17 protein-coding genes and 1 pseudogene are annotated in these 18,940 nt (G+C 48.2%); 12 read left to right on the top strand and 6 right to left on the bottom strand.

Features of this window, described 5'->3' with window-relative positions; translation table 11 throughout:
- Together KTH90_RS16885 and KTH90_RS16880 are read left to right on the top strand one after the other, a co-directional pair.
- Positions 1-189: hypothetical protein (locus KTH90_RS16885; protein ID WP_238727088.1), on the top strand; the 189-nt coding region annotated here is incomplete at its 5' end.
- 319 nt (positions 190-508) lie between these two features.
- Positions 509-2,155, top strand: a complete 1,647-nt coding sequence (locus KTH90_RS16880) for a CTP synthase (protein WP_158351468.1) — start codon at positions 509-511, stop codon at positions 2,153-2,155.
- A 111-nt stretch (positions 2,156-2,266) separates the two neighbouring features.
- Here the strand turns inward: KTH90_RS16880 and KTH90_RS16875 are convergent, their stop codons facing one another.
- From KTH90_RS16875 to KTH90_RS16865, 3 genes are all read right to left on the bottom strand, one after another.
- Complete coding sequence (locus KTH90_RS16875; protein WP_158351467.1) at positions 2,267-3,559, bottom strand: UDP-N-acetylglucosamine 1-carboxyvinyltransferase; 1,293 nt, start codon at positions 3,557-3,559, stop codon at positions 2,267-2,269.
- Positions 3,560-3,789: 230 nt separating this feature from the next.
- Positions 3,790-5,322 (bottom strand): M23 family metallopeptidase, encoded by a 1,533-nt coding sequence (locus tag KTH90_RS16870; protein WP_238727087.1) that lies wholly within the window; start codon positions 5,320-5,322, stop codon positions 3,790-3,792.
- A 65-nt stretch (positions 5,323-5,387) separates the two neighbouring features.
- On the bottom strand, positions 5,388-5,897 hold the full coding sequence (locus KTH90_RS16865; protein ID WP_158351465.1) for a shikimate kinase: 510 nt from the start codon (positions 5,895-5,897) through the stop codon (positions 5,388-5,390).
- 359 nt (positions 5,898-6,256) lie between these two features.
- On the opposite strand from KTH90_RS16865, the gene KTH90_RS16860 reads away from it, so the two are divergent.
- Positions 6,257-7,468, top strand: a complete 1,212-nt coding sequence (locus tag KTH90_RS16860) for a DNA polymerase Y family protein (protein ID WP_238727086.1) — start codon at positions 6,257-6,259, stop codon at positions 7,466-7,468.
- 63 nt (positions 7,469-7,531) lie between these two features.
- On the opposite strand, the gene KTH90_RS16855 is transcribed toward KTH90_RS16860, so the two are convergent.
- The gene (locus KTH90_RS16855) at positions 7,532-8,617 is read right to left on the bottom strand and encodes a substrate-binding domain-containing protein (RefSeq protein WP_158351463.1); all 1,086 of its coding nucleotides are present in this window, start codon (positions 8,615-8,617) and stop codon (positions 7,532-7,534) included.
- 291 nt (positions 8,618-8,908) lie between these two features.
- Between KTH90_RS16855 and KTH90_RS16850 the strand changes: the two genes are divergently transcribed.
- The 9 genes and pseudogenes from KTH90_RS16850 to KTH90_RS16815 all read left to right on the top strand — a co-directional run bounded on the left by KTH90_RS16850 (position 8,909) and on the right by KTH90_RS16815 (position 16,417).
- Positions 8,909-9,676: an HpcH/HpaI aldolase family protein gene (locus tag KTH90_RS16850; protein WP_158351462.1), complete on the top strand. Its 768-nt coding sequence runs from the start codon at positions 8,909-8,911 to the stop codon at positions 9,674-9,676.
- Positions 9,677-9,811: 135 nt separating this feature from the next.
- Entirely contained in the window at positions 9,812-10,600 is a 789-nt protein-coding gene (locus tag KTH90_RS16845; protein ID WP_238727085.1) for an HpcH/HpaI aldolase family protein, read from the top strand.
- A gap of 134 nt (positions 10,601-10,734) precedes the next feature.
- Positions 10,735-12,021 (top strand): ABC transporter substrate-binding protein, encoded by a 1,287-nt coding sequence (locus tag KTH90_RS16840; RefSeq protein ID WP_238727084.1) that lies wholly within the window; start codon positions 10,735-10,737, stop codon positions 12,019-12,021.
- Between the two features lie 83 nt (positions 12,022-12,104).
- Entirely contained in the window at positions 12,105-12,998 is an 894-nt protein-coding gene (locus KTH90_RS16835) for a branched-chain amino acid ABC transporter permease (RefSeq protein WP_158351459.1), read from the top strand.
- A gap of 28 nt (positions 12,999-13,026) precedes the next feature.
- Positions 13,027-14,088, top strand: a complete 1,062-nt coding sequence (locus tag KTH90_RS16830) for a branched-chain amino acid ABC transporter permease (protein ID WP_158351458.1) — start codon at positions 13,027-13,029, stop codon at positions 14,086-14,088.
- Between the two features lie 58 nt (positions 14,089-14,146).
- Positions 14,147-14,558 (top strand): annotated as a pseudogene (locus tag KTH90_RS25495) (ATP-binding cassette domain-containing protein); the annotation flags it as partial.
- On the top strand, positions 14,556-14,843 hold the full coding sequence (locus KTH90_RS25490; RefSeq protein ID WP_408626296.1) for an ABC transporter ATP-binding protein C-terminal domain-containing protein: 288 nt from the start codon (positions 14,556-14,558) through the stop codon (positions 14,841-14,843). The pseudogene KTH90_RS25495 and the gene KTH90_RS25490, both read left to right, overlap by 3 nt.
- A gap of 15 nt (positions 14,844-14,858) precedes the next feature.
- A complete protein-coding gene (locus tag KTH90_RS16820; protein WP_238727083.1) occupies positions 14,859-15,563 on the top strand; it encodes an ABC transporter ATP-binding protein in 705 nt (234 codons plus the stop codon).
- A 14-nt stretch (positions 15,564-15,577) separates the two neighbouring features.
- The gene (locus KTH90_RS16815) at positions 15,578-16,417 is read left to right on the top strand and encodes an SDR family oxidoreductase (RefSeq protein WP_238727082.1); all 840 of its coding nucleotides are present in this window, start codon (positions 15,578-15,580) and stop codon (positions 16,415-16,417) included.
- Positions 16,418-16,427: 10 nt separating this feature from the next.
- Here KTH90_RS16815 and KTH90_RS16810 read toward each other — a convergent pair whose 3' ends face one another.
- Both KTH90_RS16810 and KTH90_RS16805 read right to left on the bottom strand, forming a co-directional pair.
- Positions 16,428-18,299 (bottom strand): ATP-dependent nuclease, encoded by a 1,872-nt coding sequence (locus KTH90_RS16810; RefSeq protein WP_158351455.1) that lies wholly within the window; start codon positions 18,297-18,299, stop codon positions 16,428-16,430.
- A gap of 5 nt (positions 18,300-18,304) precedes the next feature.
- Positions 18,305-18,868, bottom strand: coding sequence for a flavin reductase family protein (locus KTH90_RS16805; RefSeq protein WP_158351454.1), 564 nt, complete (start codon positions 18,866-18,868; stop codon positions 18,305-18,307).
- Between the last annotated feature and the right edge of the window lie 72 nt (positions 18,869-18,940).

Here is an 18,940-nt window from a genome sequence, read left to right as displayed (position 1 = left end):
CCGATTTCATTTAGATTTAACCGGGTAACAGCCTTAAGTGAGGAAGAGGCCCCCAGACACCGCTCTCCCTGGCGGGCCCCCATAGGATACGTCCAAACAGAGCGGACACCTGGCGGGCTGCGCCCTGATTTTCGGACAGTCTCCCCGGTCCGGCCGGTTCTCTGTGCGCATCCGTCCCCTCTCTGGTGATGCCGCGATGGGATGGGTGATGCGATGAGGCAAATTAGATGGTTTTTGCGGTGTTTGGCGGGGAGTTTTTATGGATATTTCCTATTTTTCAAATTTTTTCGGTTCTTATGAAAAAAAATCTGGATTTTAAGGAATCATAGTTGTATAATGTAGCAGAATTCAATATAGCTGTGTAGCGGTCGTTAAACTGCTGCATAGACAGCTCAAAGCGGAGTTGGTGTTACATACCCTGACTGACGCTTTTTTTGTTTTTTCTTTTACATTATTTTTCAATTACTTTATTTACTATGTTATAAGCATATGGAGGAGGAAGAAGATTATGCCGGTAAAATATGTATTTGTAACTGGAGGAGTGGTTTCTGGATTGGGGAAGGGGATTACTGCGGCCTCTCTGGGCCGGCTGCTGAAGGCCCGGGGGTATAAGGTGACGATGCAGAAATTCGATCCTTATATTAATATTGATCCTGGAACTATGAACCCGATTCAGCATGGGGAGGTTTTCGTGACGGATGACGGGGCGGAGACAGACCTGGATCTGGGGCATTATGAACGATTTATTGATGAGAGTCTGGATAAGAATTCAAATGTGACTACAGGGAAAATTTATTGGACGGTTCTTCATAAGGAAAGGCGTGGGGATTTTGGCGGAGGTACCGTACAGGTGATTCCTCATATTACGAATGAAATTAAGAGCCGCTTTTACCGGAATGACTCAGATTCGGAGATGAGGATTGCGATCATAGAAGTCGGCGGGACGGTAGGCGATATTGAAGGACAGCCGTTTCTGGAGGCGATCCGTCAGTTTCAGCACGATGTGGGCCGGGAAAATGCGATTTTAATTCATGTAACTTTGATTCCTTATCTAAAGGCGTCCGGGGAGTTGAAGACGAAGCCTACTCAGGCCAGCGTGAAGGAGCTCCAGGGGATGGGAATCCGGCCGGATATTATCGTCTGCCGCTCGGAGTATTCCCTGGATCAGAATATTAAAAATAAGATAGCGCTTTTTTGTAATGTTCCGAGCGCACATGTACTTCAGAATCTGGATGTGGATTATCTGTATGAGGCTCCACTGGCTATGGAAAAAGAAAACTTAGCTCAGGTTGTCTGTGAAAGCCTGCAGCTGCCGTGTCCGGAACCAGATCTGGAAGACTGGCGGAGTATGGTTCAAGTACTACGCAATCCCACCCAGAACGTTACGGTGGCTCTGGTAGGAAAATACATTCAGCTGCATGACGCCTATATAAGCGTCGTGGAAGCCCTGAAGCATGGAGGCATTGCCAACTCCGCAACCGTGAATATCAAGTGGATTGATTCGGAACTTTTAAACGAAAGTAACCTGGATGAAATGCTGGGGGATGTGCAGGGAATCCTGGTACCCGGCGGCTTTGGGGATCGGGGAATTGACGGAAAAATTCTGGCTGTCCGCTACGCCCGCACCAAAGGGATTCCGTTCCTTGGTCTGTGCCTGGGTATGCAGCTGGCTATCGTGGAATTCGCACGAAACGTGGTCGGTTATCCCGATGCCCACAGTATCGAACTGAATCCTGAGACAGGCCATCCGATTATCGCACTGATGCCGGATCAGAACGGGGTAACGGATATCGGCGGTACACTCCGCCTTGGATCATATCCCTGTGTCCTGGATGAAAATTCTACCGCTTATGAGCTCTATAACACAAAGACGATCTATGAGCGTCACAGACATCGCTATGAAGTAAACAATGACTATCGCGGTGTGCTGCAGCAAAACGGATTGAAGCTCTCCGGTCTTTCTCCTGACGGCCGTATCGTGGAGATGATCGAACTTCCCGGCCATCCCTGGTTCGTAGCCACACAAGCCCACCCTGAATTGAAATCCAGGCCCAACCGGCCTCATCCCCTGTTCCGCGGATTCATTCAGGCCGCTGTTAAAAACACTCATAACGGCATTACTCATTCCACGGACTGCCTGCATAGACAGGAATAACAAAAACAAACCGCCGCTGTGCGATCCCTCGGAGCTTTTTTTATTTCATAGGAGCAATTTCTTATGAAATAAAAAAAGCAGGTACGGATCTCACCACACCTGCCTGTATCATCAGCCTACTTTTAATTTGAATTTCTGGATATCTTTTTCGGTGGATACCTTCTCAATCATAGCTCCCAGGTTCTGAAGTTTATCTTCGAATGCCTCATATCCTCTTTCAATATAGAAGATATCGTCTACTGTCGTGATTCCTTCAGCCGCCAGCCCTGCAATGACCAATGCCGCTCCGGCTCTCAAGTCAGGCGCTGTCACTCCAGCCCCTGTATATCGTTCGGTCCCATCAATGATGGCCGTATTCCCTTCTACTTTAATATTTGCTCCCATGCGTGAAAGTTCATCCACGTATTTAAACCGGTTCTCAAATATACTCTCGGTGACTATGCTGGTTCCCTCGGAGAGAGCCAGGGTTACGGTGATCTGAGGCTGCATATCGGTGGGAAAACCGGGGTACGGCAGGGTTTTCACATGGGTATGCTTTAATCCTTTGGACGATACCACACGAACCGCGTCATCGAACTCTTCGACTTCACAGCCGATCTCCATTAATTTGGCGGTAATCGCCTCCAGATGCTTCGGTATCACGTTCTTAACCATAACATCGCCTTTGGTTGCGGCGGCAGCGAACATAAAGGTACCGGCCTCAATCTGGTCGGGAATAATCGCATAGCTGGTCTTGTGCAGTTTCTCCACGCCTTTGATCCGGATCACATCCGTTCCGGCGCCTTTGATATTGGCTCCCATGCTGTTCAGGAAGTTGGCCACATCCACCACGTGGGGTTCTTTTGCCGCATTCTCGATCACGGTGTTGCCGGATGCCATCACCGCTGCCATCATGATATTGATGGTGGCCCCCACAGTTACCACATCCAGATAGATGTGATTCCCGGTCAGGCTGCCCGCTTCCGCGATAATCATTCCATGCTTGATATCGATTCTCGCGCCTAACGCACGAAAGCCCTTCAGGTGCTGGTCCACCGGCCTGCTGCCGATATTACATCCACCAGGAAGAGCTACCTCTGCTCTCTTATACTTACCCAGCAGCGCGCCCAGCAAATAATAAGAAGCCCTTATTTTTTTTATATAATCATTTTCCACAACCACACTGCCAATCATGGAACCATTGAGCCTTACGGAATGCCGGTTCAGACGTTCCACTTTCCCGCCGATCTCCTGAATTGCCTTTAATAATACGTTTACATCTTTTACATCCGGTAAATTATCTATCTCTACTGTCTCATCGGTCATAATAGCCGCAGCTATTATAGCCAAAGCGGCATTTTTTGCCCCGCCAATTTCCACTTCGCCTACCAAAGGGTTTCCGCCCTTGATGATATATTGTTCCATGACGCACCTCTATACTATTTCATCAACTTTTTCATAATATGCTAATAAGCCGGAATCTCACTGTGAAATCCTTCTGTTTAAATAAAGAGACCAAAACCCGGGCTGCCTCCCAACAAACCTGGATTTTTTCATTAAAACTATTATAGCACAAACTCCTCATTTGTAAATCGAAAGTTTCGGATTCCAGATATTGGCCAAAAAAGGAACGCCCATCAGGCGTTCCTTCGTTACTAATTCAAGTATTTGAGCGGGTTCTGCGGTGAACCGCCGATCAGTATTTCAAAATGCACATGCGGCCCGGTGCTGTTACCGGTATTTCCACTCAGTGCGATCTTATCATTCTGTTTTACAGACTGCCCCGGGCTCACCAGTATCTTACTCAAATGGGCATATCTGGTAACTCTGCCGTCGGGATGCTGAATCAGGATACAGTTTCCATATCCTCCCATCCATCCGGCTCTTAGAACGGTACCGCCGCAGGACGCTCTGACTGCAGTTCCGACCGGGCACGCCCAGTCCACGCCTTCATGCATCCGGCCCCAGCGTCTTCCATACTGGGATGACAGCCTTCCTCCGGACAATGGTTTGATATAAGTGGGCGGAACGAGAGTTCCTCTCTCCACGATCTTTGCCACAGGCTCTTCCATAACCGTTTCCGCTATGATATCCCGGCTGATCTCCTTCCCGTTCCTGGAAGTCACCAATGCCGTCACCTGCCGGTGTCCGGTACTCCCCTCCTGGATAACCTCTTCTTTCGTTGTATACCAGGAGTCATTATCGATATACTGAACCGGAGCTTCATAGTCCTCATCGTAAGTAGTTTCTTCTTTTGTCACCACGGACAGCTCCGGCTCCGGAACCGTCAGGATAAGTTCATCCCCGGGCTGGATTACCGTGTCTTCCGCCAGACCTTCGTTGACATCCAGCAGCTCGGCTACTCTCATATCATTTCCATTGGCAATGGTAGAAATGGTATCTCCCGACTTTACCTCGTAGACTGTATTCTTTTCTTTATCCTTCGTGACCTGATCGATGGCTTCCTGTACGGGAGTGATTTCTTCCGGCTCCACATAAGCCTCCACCACTTCCACATTTTCATCAAAGTCGATGTCCACCATACCGTCGTTCGAACCGGACACCTGCGGAATCGGCGCCTCCGCCTCGATACCCGCGGCGCCTTCGATCGCAGAGGTTACCGTGTCCACCTCATTTTCAGACTTGTCCACTTTGTTCAGGCTGGTGGTAAATACATTCAGTTCTCTGCCCTGGTCCGCCACCAGTTCCACCGTAAACTCGTTATTTACATCGTATTTATTTTTCGCAGCATCCAGCAGCTGGACAACTTCGTCCATGCTGGCCACTGTGACAGTATACTCATTGATCTTAACCGTGTAGGCTTTTCCCTTGGTTTCCTGTTCTGCGGTCTTAAGCTTATCATAGATCGCATTCACCAGGGGTTCTCCGCTCATGGTAGACCCCACCAATGTCTCCTTGGCGTTGGCCTCCATATCCACATCCATGAAAATCATGTCCTCAGACTCACGGGACAGCCTCTTTCTGGCCTCCAGCATCGCCTGCTTTGCCTCCTCCGGATCACAGACGGCGGCTACAACCTGTCCATCCACGGAAACCTCATAATAATCCCCAGAACCGAATCTGCTGCCCACCAGGGGCATCGTCAACAACATGATTCCCGACGTAACGGCAACCGCTTTGACATACGTATACTTCATCACATGGCGATAATTCTTATATTTCCTCATAACGCCTCCATATAACTTTCCACGCCGTAATCATTTCGTAATATATTTGTAACAGATTCATTCTATCAACAATTATCAGCCTTGTAAAGGGCTTTTTGTATATTTTCAATGGTTTCCTCGATACTCAGCTCCTCCTCATCAATCACAATATCCGCGTACTTCTCATAAAGAGGTGTCCGTTCCTCATACAGGTCCGCCAGGTTCTGCCCCTCCCTAAGTACCACGCCGCGTCCCTTTATATTATGAAGTCTGCGGTCTAAAGTCCGGTAAGAGAGTCGCAGATACACAACCGTTCCGATCTTTCTTAAATGCTCCATGGCTTCCTCACCGTACACAACGCTCCCCCCTGTGGCGATCACGGATCTCTCTGCCTCAATCGAGGCGTTTACCCGGTTCTCCACAGCAATAAAGCCGTCTATGCCGTCCTGCTCGATAATCTCCGCCAGCAGGCGCTTTTCCTCCTTCTGTATCAGCAGATCGGAATCTATAAACTCATATCCCAGTATCTTCGCCAGCACAACCCCGGCAGTGCTTTTCCCTACTCCAGGCATTCCGATTAGTATCACATTGTCCATTTATGTCTAACCTCTCCTTCTTTTTGTCAGTGGAAATTGTGTAACTATTCGCGGCTGATGGAGAGGGGACTGGCACCTTTCGGCAGTAGAGTCAAATATTCCGGTAACTGCGTGGAGAAAGGGGCCTGTCCCCGAAGGTTGCCTAGAATAGTCCGGCGTATGGAGAAGCAGGCTTTTTTCATCGAATAGACCAGCATCCGGGGACAGGCCCCTTTCTCCACGCAGTTACCGGAATATTTGACTCTACTGTCGAAAGATGCCAGTCCCCTACCAGCTTCCGTGTATAGTAACGAAATTGTAACACAAACTGTATCCGGAAGGCAATTGTCATTTCTTCCCTGAACCTATATAATGTAGCTATGGACAGAATAATTTTTCACATTGATGTAAATTCCGCTTATCTAAGCTGGACATCCGTAGAACATTTAAAAAACGGGGATGGGATCGATCTGCGGAACATCCCGACTATCATCGGCGGCGACCAAAAAAGCCGTCACGGTGTTGTATTGGCAAAATCTGGTCCGGCCAAAGCTTTCCGGGTCCGGACCGGGGAACCCATTGTCGACGCGCTGCGCAAATGCCCGAACCTGGTCATTGAACCGCCGGATCATCATCTTTATCACGAATACAGCCGCCGGCTGATGGAACTGTTATCCGAATACAGCCCGGACCTGGAACAGGTCAGTGTGGACGAGTGCTACATGGATTTCTCCGGGATGACGCACCACTACGCGTCGCCGCTTGCCGCTGCCGCCCATATCAAGGACAGGATCCATTCAGACTTTGGTTTCACTGTCAACATCGGAATCTCCTGCAACAAGCTGCTGGCAAAAATGGCCTCCGATTTTGAAAAGCCCAACCGGGTTCACACCCTGTTTCCTCAAGAAATCCCCACAAAAATGTGGCCGCTCCCGGTGGACGAGTTGTTTATGGTTGGACGTTCCAGCGCCCGGCTTCTTCACAAACTGGAAATTCTGACGATCGGTGACCTGGCCCGCACGGACCCCGCCCTTCTGACCGCCCACTTAAAAAGCCACGGGCAGCTGATCTGGGAATACGCCAACGGCATTGATGACACTCCCGTGATCGGATCACCTGTGGAAGCCAAAGGCATCGGTAATTCCACCACGCTTCCCCAGGATGTAACCACCCTCCCGGAAGCCCAAATTATCCTTCGCGGTCTGGCCGAATCCGTATCCAAGCGTCTCAGAACTGCCGGTCAGTTAGCCGGCATGGTATCAGTAGAAATCAAATACAGTGACTTTACGGTCTTCTCCCATCAGGCCCAGCTCCCGGTCCCGTCAAATACCAACGCCTCCATCTACGAATGCGCCGGCCGCCTCTTCCGGGAGCTCTGGAATCATGGGCCGATCCGCCTGCTCGGCATCCGTACTTCCAAGCTGGTGCCCGTCGACACCCCGATTCAGATCAGCCTCTTCGACCTGGAAAAGCCCGTCTCCGAGAAGCAGAAAAAACTGGACGCCGCCCTGGATCAGATCCGCCAAAAATACGGGAACGAAGCTGTCGTCCGCGGCAGCTTGATGGAGCGGGAATCTGATCGGGAGATGTGACTTATATAAGCGCTGGTGCCCACGGTCCGCCATTCTCACTTCTCCGTCTATGTTCCCCGCTTTTCAGCCCTCAGGCCCCTGACAGCTTTCACGCAGCACCAAGCTGGGCTGAAGTAAGTACACATTTTGATAATCCGCTTCTTTTTCAAATTCCATACTGTGCAAAAGCACCGCCGCCTGATGGCCTATTTCATATCCCTGGAAGGATATACTGCTCAGCTTCGGTGTCAGAGAAAGGCAGATCGGCAGATTGTTATCAAATCCAATTACTCCGATATCCACTGAAATCCGCAAGTCCATTTCCTCTGCCACCGTATAGACCTGTCGCGCGATTACATCATTATGGCAGAATAATGCATCAGGCGGGTAAGGTCTTGCCATCATCGAGCGGATGGTGTCTTCTATATTTTCCTCATCTCCGGATTCAGTCTGAGATACTACGATCCCATAGTCGATTTCCATATTTGCTTCCATTAAAGCGGCGCAAAATCCATTGAGCCGTTCCATGCTTGTTTCAAATCGGATCGCAGATAAGAAACCAATGTGTTTATAACCCTGTTGTATCAGGTGTTTGGTTCCGATATAGCTTCCATAAAAATTATTGCAGCTGACTAATGGAACGGTCGGTAACTCATTGATTCCACGGTTGCAGAATACATAGGGGATCTTATGCTTAAAAAGCTGCATGTACCCTTTCATGTTTACCCTTGTGTGAATGGAAGGCACTATGATGAGACCGTTAACCTTGGATGCGATTAAACGGTCAATATACTGCATTTCCCGCTCTGCATCGTAGTCCGTATTACAGATTATAGTATTGATCCCTTTTTGTTGGGCATAATCCTCTATTCCCTTGAGTATTCCCGGAAAGGAGTTTGTCATGATATTTGGCAGTATCACACCCCAGTTGTAGATGGATCTGCCATCTTTTTGGCACTTGGAATAAAATTCCGGTGATATAAAACTGCCGCTTCCCACCTTCGTGCAGATGACTCCGTCTGTCCGCAAACGTGTCATGATACGATCGGCTGTCGCACGGGATATTCCGTATTTTGCGCAAAGCATCGCCCGGGAAGGTACTGGCGTATTCGGCGGCATAGTGGAAAAATTGGCTATCAGTTGCTGTATAATACGTTCATATTTGTACATTTTTTACCCCTTTTATCTTTTGCGGTTTGCAATATCCTTAGTATACTATGGTTGGTAAATGAAGATCAATACCAAATTACATATTTTTTCTCATTTTCCCTATCAACTTACATCTAATTATTCCAAATAAAAAAGTTGCCTGTAAAACTTACCTTTTTTATTGACGGATTTTGTCGAATAAGCTATGATTTTCATATAATAAACAGGCAATTGTTATTCCCGGGAGTAAAGTTTTTGTAATCAGTCAACAGAAATGCATTGTAAACAAGGATTGGAGGTAGTTACTTGTCTATGGAAGTCGCAAAAAGCAGGTCACTTGATGTAATGCGGCAGGGAGGTGTTGCGAAATGCACAAAACTGAGTCTGGGTGATTCTCGGGCAATTGAGATCGCCGGACTTTCGGATTTCGACTGTCTGTGGGTATGTACAGAGCACGTGCCAAATGATTGGGCTGTGGTCGAAAAGCAGGTTCTGGCGGCGAAAGCATACGATAAAGATCTTTTGGTCCGCGTTGCCAGAGGCAGTTACAGCGATTTGATCAAACCACTGGAATTAGACGCTTCCGGTATCATGGTCCCGCATGTTTTGAACACGGAAGACGCCAGGCAAATCGTCTACTATACGCGTTTTCATCCCATCGGCCGCCGGCCTATTGACGGTGGCAATGCGGATGGCAGATTTTGCAACATTCCTGTCGCGGATTATCTGCGGCAGTCAAACGAACGGAAGATGCTGATCGTGCAGATCGAGGACAAAGAGGCCGCCCCCTATGTCGAGGAGATCTGCGCGCTGGAAGGCATCGATGTGGTATTTTTCGGCCCCGGCGATTATAGTCACAGCCTGGGAATACCCGGGGAGATCAACCATCCTATGGTAGAGGAAATGCGCCGGAACGTGGCGCTGGCCTGCAGAAAACACGGAAAATTCGCCGGAACGACCTGCAGCCCTCAGGAAGTCCCACGCATCCGCGATATGGGGTATCAATTTATCAGCACCGGTGGGGATGTTCTTGGGTTACATAATTATTTTGAGTCTTGCCGGGCAGCTTTTGATCAATAACAGAGGAACGGTTGAACAAGAGGATGTTCACCCATACCTATATGTGCGGGAAAACGCACGCATGGAGGAACGGTTGAACAAAAGGATGTTCACCCATACCTATATGTGCGGAAAAACGCACGCATGGAGGAAAATATGAAAGATTTAAAACAACTTTTAAAAACCAGACCGGTATTTGGAACCACACTGACCAGTATGAGCTCCGTTATGGCAGAGGTAATCGGTGCTTATGGAATGGATTATCTGTTTATTGATGCCGAACACACGCCCTGTGAGGTTACAGGACTGCGCGAAGTAGTCCTGGCTTCTGAAAACGCCGGTATAGCCCCGCTGATCCGGACAACACGGCCCGATGAGATCGAGATAAGAAAAGCATTGGAAATCGGAGCGGCAGGAATCATTTGTCCCCATTGTAAAACAAGACAGGACGTGGAGACCATGATCGCAGGGGCAAAATTTCCTCCGCTGGGGCATCGCGGCTATGACTGTGGTGTACATGCCGCCAGATACGGCGGATACGGATATGATCCGGTTACCTATATGAATCACTGTCACGAAAAGCAGCTGGTAATTCCCATGTGCGAGGATTATGAGTTCATCGATAACATCGATGACATTCTGGAAGTGGAGGGAATCGACGCGATCTGCTTCGGACCTGCGGATTATGCCATGTCGCTCAATATCACCAAGCTCTATAAAATCGATCATCCTCAGGTACGAAAAGGATTGGATATGCTGATGGAAAAAACCGCCAGGAAGGGAATCGAAGTGATGCTGGTAGCCAATCCTCCCACCTATGAGGCAATCGATAATCTGCTGAACATGGGAGTCCGTATGGTAACGCTGGCCAGTGAGATTATTATCCTTCAGCAGTCATTAAGAGACATAAAAGAAAAGGTTCTGGATCGTTATCAAGAGCGATAAAAAATAGTAGCGCTCGAAAAAACCTCGCTGACTATTTTTCATGCATCGCACGTAAATGCCCAAAAAACGGGCATTAAGTGCTCATAGCTATAAAAAATAGCAGTGCTGAACAGATGAGAAAGGAGAAATATGATATGAAAAAGGGTTTGTTGACCATTTCCGCTTTGTTACTGACAATTATTCTATGTGCAGGGTGCAGTTTAAACACCAGCCGGGGAACTGATACTTCTTCCGACCAAAGTTCCGGTGAAACTTCTACACCGATCCAGGCTCAGGAGCCTGCGTCTTCTCCTTCCGGCGAAACGTCTTCCGCCGAAGCAACCGGTTTATCCTACAAATTAGGTGTATTTATGCGTTATAACGATAGCACCGGTGCTCAGATGCGGGCCGTCATGACCAAACAATTCGATGATCTTAACAAAGCAGGCGGTATTGACGGTCATACCGTAGAGGTAGTCTTTTATGATACGGAGGGGAATGCCGAGACAGCGGTTAATGAATTTAACCGTATGGTCTCTGAAGATAAAGTACTGCTTATTATCGGCCCCACGACTTCCACAAACGCATTGGCGGTCATAGATCTGGCCGCTCAGAGCAAGATACCGGTTATCACCCCTCAGTCTACGAACACCTCGATCACCAAGGATTACGCGAATGAATGGTTTTTCCGAAATTCCGTTGCGGATTGTTATCAATCTTATTCTCTCTGTGACTATATCTGCGAAGATCTTGGGATGAAAAAAATCGCTTTTATTCACAGTACCGACTCCCAGGGACAGGGGCAGTTTGATGATTTCGTCGGTTATATGAAGGAGAATTACGATCAGGATATCTATCTGGAAGAGATGTTTAATGAAGGCGATATTGACTTTAAAAGTCAACTTTTGAATATCAAAAACTCTGACGCCGAGATCCTCGTGATCGCCGGGCATGAAGCTGAGATCGGGCTGATTACTTCCCAAAGGCTGGAAGTGGGTATTCCGGCCGATATGCCCTTCGCCGGATATAACGCAATGACTTCGGCAGACTATTCATCGGTAGCAGGCGCTTCCTGCGAAGGTGTCATCATCGCCAGTCCCTGGAGCGCTACTGCCACGGACGACGGTTCCAAAAAGTTCATGGCAGATTATGCTGAGCAGCTCACCGCGCCTGACGCCAATTCCGCCCTTGCCTATGACTGCGTAAATACGGTTACCCACGCGCTGACAGGCCTGGAACTCGGCCTCACAGATGACACACTGGAAAGCGACCGCTTAGCAATACGCGATGCCCTGTCAGGTATTCAGGGGTTTCCCAATTTGACCGGTACGGTAAATTATGGACCGGACGCCACACAACTGGATAAAGATGCCAAAACCAGCTGTGCGATCTGGCAGATGCAGGCAGATTATACCTATAACCTGCTCAAAGCGGCGAAATAAAGCTCCATTCATTACAGAGAGGACCCGGCAGCTTCAAACCTGCCGGGTCATAAAGGAAGGATCGATCGGGAAAGGAGACACTTATGGGACCAACTATGTTATTTGATTTACTGATTGTGGGTATCTCTATCGGCGTACTCTATGGTTTGCTTGCTTTATCCGTATCGTTGATTTATGCCTCTTTGGATATTATCCATTTTGCCCAGGGAGAATTGTATACAATGGGGGCTTTTCTCGGATTAATTTTGTTCCGCTTTCATATTCCGTTTATACCGGCTATGATCCTTGCAGCAGCAGGCACAGCGGCCTTTGCGTATCTTCTGCTTAAGACAATCTATAATCCGATTCTGAAAATAAGCGGTGGATTTTCTGTCCGGGGACTTACTTTTGTGGTGGCCGGTTTTGGGATGGCTAATATTTTGCAGAATTCATACTGGGTCGCCTGGGGTGTCGTGTCCCAATCCTATAACGCTTCTTTTGGATCAGGGATCTCGTTGGGCTCCATGACTTTACAGCCGGTCTATTTCATTATTATGGCAGTTGGCATCGTCCTCATGTGCCTGTTGGGTTTTCTGTTTAAAAAAACGAAAATCGGATTGGCTATGCGGGCCGTATCCTACAACAAAGAATTATCATCCATCATGGGAATACACGTGGGCGCTGTAATGGCACTGGCCTTTTGTATGGCCGCATTTTTCAGTTCCGTCGCAGGCGTGCTCGGTGCACAGCTCACCTATGTGCGCTATGATATGGCAGCGACCATGCTGCTAAAAGCCTTCTGTTCGGCAGTGATCGGCGGGATGGGTAACGTCTTCGGAGCGATGCTGGGCGGGTTGATGATCGGTATCGTGGAGAGTGTCGGGGGATATTTGATCGGCGCCCAGTATAAAGATGTGATCAGTTATGCCATCATGGTATTGGTACTTCTGATCAGGCCCAGCGGACTGTTTAAAATGAAAACAGCACAAAAGGCTTAACCGGACTTTAGATAAAGTGAGGTGTGACATGAAAATTCCATTACTCAGGATAGGCGGCAGTGAAAAAAAAGAGGGAATTACCATTCAGCACAAAGCTGAAAAAATCGCCCTTCTGCTGACCATCTGTATCGTGATTGTTTTTCCCATACTTTTTCCTAACGACTATTTGATACATATCGGATGTATGATTGGAATCAACATCATCGTAGCCTTAGGCATGTATGTTGTCACCGGTGCTTCTGGCCAGATCAATATGGGACAATATGGTTTTTTCTGTGTAGGCTCTTATACAGCGGCGCTGGTCACCACACGTCTGGGACTTGATTTTTGGTTCTGCGTATTGATTACGTGTCTGGTCTGTTCTGCCGCAGGTCTGTGTGTCGGTTTTCTGGCACTTCGCATAGAAGGGCCCTATCTGGCCCTTTGCACTCTGGCATTCGGCGAATCCGTCCGTCTGATTATCAACAATGCCAGCTGGGCCGGCAGGGCCACGGGTATTATGCGCATCGGGAAACTATCCGTCTTCGGCTTCGATATGACGACCAAAAGCCAGTGCTATTTTTTTATCATGATTCTGGCTCTTATCACCCTGGTCATCGTCAATAATTTGATGCATTCCAGGCAGGGCCGAAGATTCAAAGCAATCAAGGATGACGCCATCGCCTCCAGTGTCATGGGGATTAACGTAACAAAATCAAAAATGTTTGCCTTCTGTGTAAGTGGTATTTTAGGCGGGTTGGGAGGCTGTGTTTATGCCTGTTACGTCAATTATGTTAACCCCACCACCTATGTACAGGGTCTGCAGGTAAAATTCTTACTAATGATCGTTTTGGGCGGACTGGGCAGTCAGTGGGGGGCGCTTGTCGGAGCCATTATGGTTACTGTTTTCTATGAGCTGACGCGAACCTACGGGCAATACCAGAGTCTGGCTGCCGGCTTAATCATGATATTTATTATTCTTGTTCTGCGGCGGGGTGTTGTAGGCACAGTCGTACACAGATATCAACAGCGGATCATCCGCAAAACGCATCTGTTAGAAAAACGCCGCTTAGAATCGGAAGCACATACAACAGGAGGTGACTCGGAATGATTCTGGAAATAGACCGGATTACAATGAAATTCGGAACTTTGGCCGTGTTGGATGACATCTCCTTTGGCGTAAAAGAGCATTCCATACATGGTGTGATTGGTCCGAACGGCTCCGGAAAGACCACTTTATTTAATGTAATCTCACGCATCTATACTCCGTCAGCCGGTGAAATCCGGTTTGCAGGAAACAACATCATTCCTCTGCGTTCCCATCAGCTGGCAAAGCTGGGAATAGCAAGAACCTTTCAGCTTTTAAGGGTATTTCCCAGCCTGACTGTGCTCGAGAACCTGATGCTGGCCATGACGCCCAGGGAGAAAACTACGATCATTGACGATTTTTTGTCTACTCCCCGCATGAATAAGCAGGAAGCCGAAATGCGTGAACAGGCCTATGAGGTCCTGAAAATGATAGGTCTGGAGCGCAAAGCGAATAATCCGACCGATGGAATCTCCGTCGGACAGCGGCGGATGCTGCAGCTTGGACTGGCCATAATCAGCAAGCCCCGGCTTCTGCTATTGGATGAATGCGTCGCTGGATTGGACCCGGAAAATGTCGAAAAACTGGTGCGGCTCCTTCAGTATTTCCGCAATGACCTGAACATCACCGTTTTAATGGTAGAGCATATCATGGATGTGGTACTGCGGGTATGTGACCGGATCACAGCTTTGGATTATGGCCGTTTGATATGCGAAGGAACTCCTGGCGAAGTGGTCGAAAACCCGGATGTGATTGAAGCTTATTTGGGAAAAGCCTAGAAGGGAGGATGGCAAATGCTGAAACTTACAAATATTACAGCTGGTTATGGAAAACTACAGATTTTGAATGGCATCACCTTTCAAGCGAAAGAAAATCAGATAACCGTCATTCTTGGAAGTAATGGCTGCGGAAAAAGTACCACCCTAAAAGTAATAACTGGCCTGTTAAAGCCTTCCGGCGGAACCGTGGAATTCAATGGAATCTCCACCGGCGGGAAACGCCCCCAGGAAATCGTCCGAAGCGGCATCACTTATGTAACTCAGAACAAAGATGTTTTTCCTTCTATGACGGTAGAGGAAAATCTGCTTCTTGGAGCATATACGATTTCTGATAAAAGAACAGTAAGCAGAAACATGACCGAGGTATTCGATTTTCTCCCTCGTCTAAAAGAAAGAATGAACAGCCCTTCCGGCCTGCTAAGCGGCGGAGAACAGCAGATGCTGAGCATCGGCCGGGGTCTAATGTCCAGCCCGAAAATGCTGATTTTAGACGAACCTTCTGCGGCGCTATCTCCAAAAATCAGCCAGGAGATCTATGCTTTGATTCAGCGGCTGCATACGGAAAAAGGAATTTCCATTCTTCTGGTTGATCAGAATGTAAAATTGGCTCTGGAAGTAGCAGATTATGTCTACGTATTTTCAGAGGGGCATGTCGTAATGTCCGGTACGGCAAAAGAACTGCGGGAATGGGAACTGAAAGCTTTTTACCTTGGAATGTAAGAGGAGGGGGGACTATGTTAACCACGAACCATGTAACATCTTTATTTGACATGAACGGCAGGATTGCACTTGTAACCGGCGGCGTTCAGGGTCTGGGATGGCAGGCCGGTGAAGCGCTCTCCGAGGCAGGAGCTACCGTGATTCTTACATCGCGGAATGAGCGCAAAGCACAGGCCGCCGCAGATAAGCTTCAGGCACAGACAGGCAATCCATGCCGGGGGCTGTCCCTGGAAGTATCTGATGAGAATTCGTGGAAGTCTGCGATGAATACGATACAAATCAAGTATCAAAAACTGGATGTACTGGTCAACAACGCAGGCGGCCGCAAAGTTACGGTTTCGCCGTCCTCCTCGTTCTGCGACCCTGCAATGGATTTTTTGGATGAACGTCCACTGGAGGAATGGCAATATTCGCTGGATGTCATGCTTACCGGCGTATTCTTAGGCTGTCGCGCTGCGTCTCCCATCATGAAAAAACAGGGTTACGGTAAGATCGTAAATATAGCTTCAATCGACGGAATCCGGGGGCGTGATCTGCGGCTTTATCAAAATACGGGGCTCTCACCCACAGTACCGGATTACATGGCATGCAAGGGAGCCGTGATCAATTTTACGCGCGGCATCGCAGTCGTACTGGCTCCCTACGGAATACGCGTAAACTGTCTGTCACCGGGCGGCTTTAAGCGTTCCCAGCCCCAAGCCTTCATTGACAGCTATTCATACGAAACACCTTTAGGCTGTATGGGTGATGATGCAAAGGATCTGAAAGGAGCTGTTCTCTTTGCCTGCGCGCCCGCTTCCGATTACATGGTCGGACATAATCTGGTCATCGATGGCGGCTTTACCGCCTGGTAATTGGCGGCAGCTATTGACCATCCTCTTTTTTTCTATTTTGAAAGTAAACAAAGTTGTCAATCGCCTGCAGGATATCCTGGAAAGTTTCACGGGGAGCCGCGTCGATATATTTTTTTAAAATCTCTGTCTCCGCGTCTCCTCTGTACCGGCCGTAGAAAATATCATAGAGATTATGGCCCCGGACATATATTTTAACCGCTTCCATATGATTTTTCAGGTCTTCCTTGGAATTAATCCTGGCCCCGGTCACTTTCACCATGCGTTTCATACTGGGGACTTTATACAGATAGGCCTTGTATTTCGCATACAGAATGTTGAAAAATTCCTCTTCTGACTGGATCACACCGATTTTGGCCATGACAGCGGGTTCCAGAAAATAATTCTCAAATGAATAATATCTCAGAACCAGAACATTGCGGGGCTGAACTCTGGGAACGCTGTCACCGCCTTCCTCTTTCGCTCTGGCGCCATAATAGCTGCAGAGCTGTTTCACCAGATATTTGGGATTCTTACCATCACTGTCACGAATCATCAAAAACTGGTCTTTTAAGTAAAGCTTGTTGATGTATTTCAGATTCGCATAGGTTTTTATATTCGTGCAGCTGTTGGTCGGAATGATGCTGATCCGCTGCAGCATACCGTCCTCATCATAGATTTCAGAATAATATTTTTCCAGCAGAAGGGGCAGGCGGTTCCGATCCTGCTTGCCTTCCACGATAAAGACAAAGCTGACGTTCATCAGGTCATTGGCCGTATATCCCAGATCATCCAGGATCTCGTCGATATCCACATTTTCCCGGATCGTCGTATAATAGTTCTCGTCCAGCACCACCTGTTTTATCTGCCGGCTGGTAAAGTTAAACAGCAGGTTCGGGGAATGGGTCGAGAATATGATCTGATTTTTCTTGGACAGACGGTAAAGAATTTCTCCGGCCACCTTCTGGAGCTGCGGGTGCAGATAGCTTTCCGGATCTTCGATCATTATAATAGAAGAAATAGGATTCATATCATCTATATAGGCTTCCAGCAGCGACAGGATATAGATACTCTTAATCCCCTCGCTGAGCATCTCGATGGAACCTTCCATATACCGGTCATTGTTGATCACCAGCGTATCGATATGGAACAGTTCATCAATATTGAACTTCATTTCAAACCGGATATCCTGAGATCGGCCGCTGTTTTTGTGGAAATACTGGTTCAGGCGCGCCGCAAAGGCATCCACATTCAGGTGAAAAAGCTTATACTCCAGCAGCCTGACTGTTTCCGTTATGGTAATATCCGCCGGCGCTTTCCGGTTAATCACATTGATGCAGTTAAAACAGTGGCTGCATTTTCTGGATTCGTCAAACACACAGCGGTTATCCCTAAGCCCTGCCAGATCCTGGCGCGTCTGGGCTACGAATATATCATTCTGAATTCCCGTCAGCTCCCTGCGGTGATCGATATAATGAATCCTGGGGATCAGCATCGGAATATATTTATTGTTCTTGCGCACCCCGTCATTGTAACTGATTTTACCGTCCTTGTGAATCGAACAAATGAAAGACAGCGTATTAGACTGAAAGGCCGGCAGCCGGTTCCTGAATTCTCTGAGCCATGCGTCGAAGCTTTTATATCGGCTGATCACACCTCTTTGATGCAGCTCTGCCAGATCTTCATCGGCGATCTCAAGCGTGGCGCCGATTTCGATCGCTCCCATACCGTCTCCAAAATCTGTGGGGCGGATCTGATAATAGCCCTCCATGGCCAGTATCGCATCCAGAATAACTGTTTTTCCCGTATTATTTTTCCCTACCACAATCATAGCGCTCTCGATCTCTTCAATCCTGAGATCCCGGATGGATTTAAAATTGTGTATGGTTAGGGATCGAATTTTCATAAATGCTATCCTTTCCTGACGCTGTAACCGAATTTTCCCAGTTTCCTGCCTGTTCCAAAATAGTCGCCGTGGGAATATACAATAGGTTTCGCCTTCTCGAGATCGAACCTGCCTTTTTCATCCATATAGTTTTCATCCGCGTGGACGGCCACTACCCTGGCGAGAAACAAATCATGGCTGCCCAGGGGCAGGACCTGCGTCACGCGGCACTCAATATTTACCGGACTTTCCTGAATCATGGGTACGTTTACCACACTGGCAGGCGTTTTCGTCAGTTTCATTTTTTGGAACTTATCCATATCCCGCCCGGAACGCACGCCGCAGAAGTCCGTCGCTAAGGCCAGCTTCTCGGTCGTCAGATTTATCACGAATTCCCCTGTTTTTTTCAGGAGTTCATAAGAATAGCGCTCGGGACGCACGGAGACTGATACCATCGCCGGGTTCGTGCAGACTGTTCCCGTCCATGCCACAGTGAATACATTATCTATACCCGCTCCATCGGATACCGTAACCAGCACGACTGGCAGCGGATAGAGCATATTTCCGGGTCTCCATTGCTGTTTTGCCATAGTTTCCTCCAATTCATACCGTTTTTACGGCTTTTTGCGGCCTATCGTTTCCTTCTGTCAACATTCCTCTAT

Source organism: Diplocloster modestus, assembly GCF_019042245.1.
Lineage (GTDB): Bacteria > Bacillota > Clostridia > Lachnospirales > Lachnospiraceae > Diplocloster > Diplocloster modestus.
This window is presented reverse-complemented; position numbering and strand designations above follow the sequence as displayed.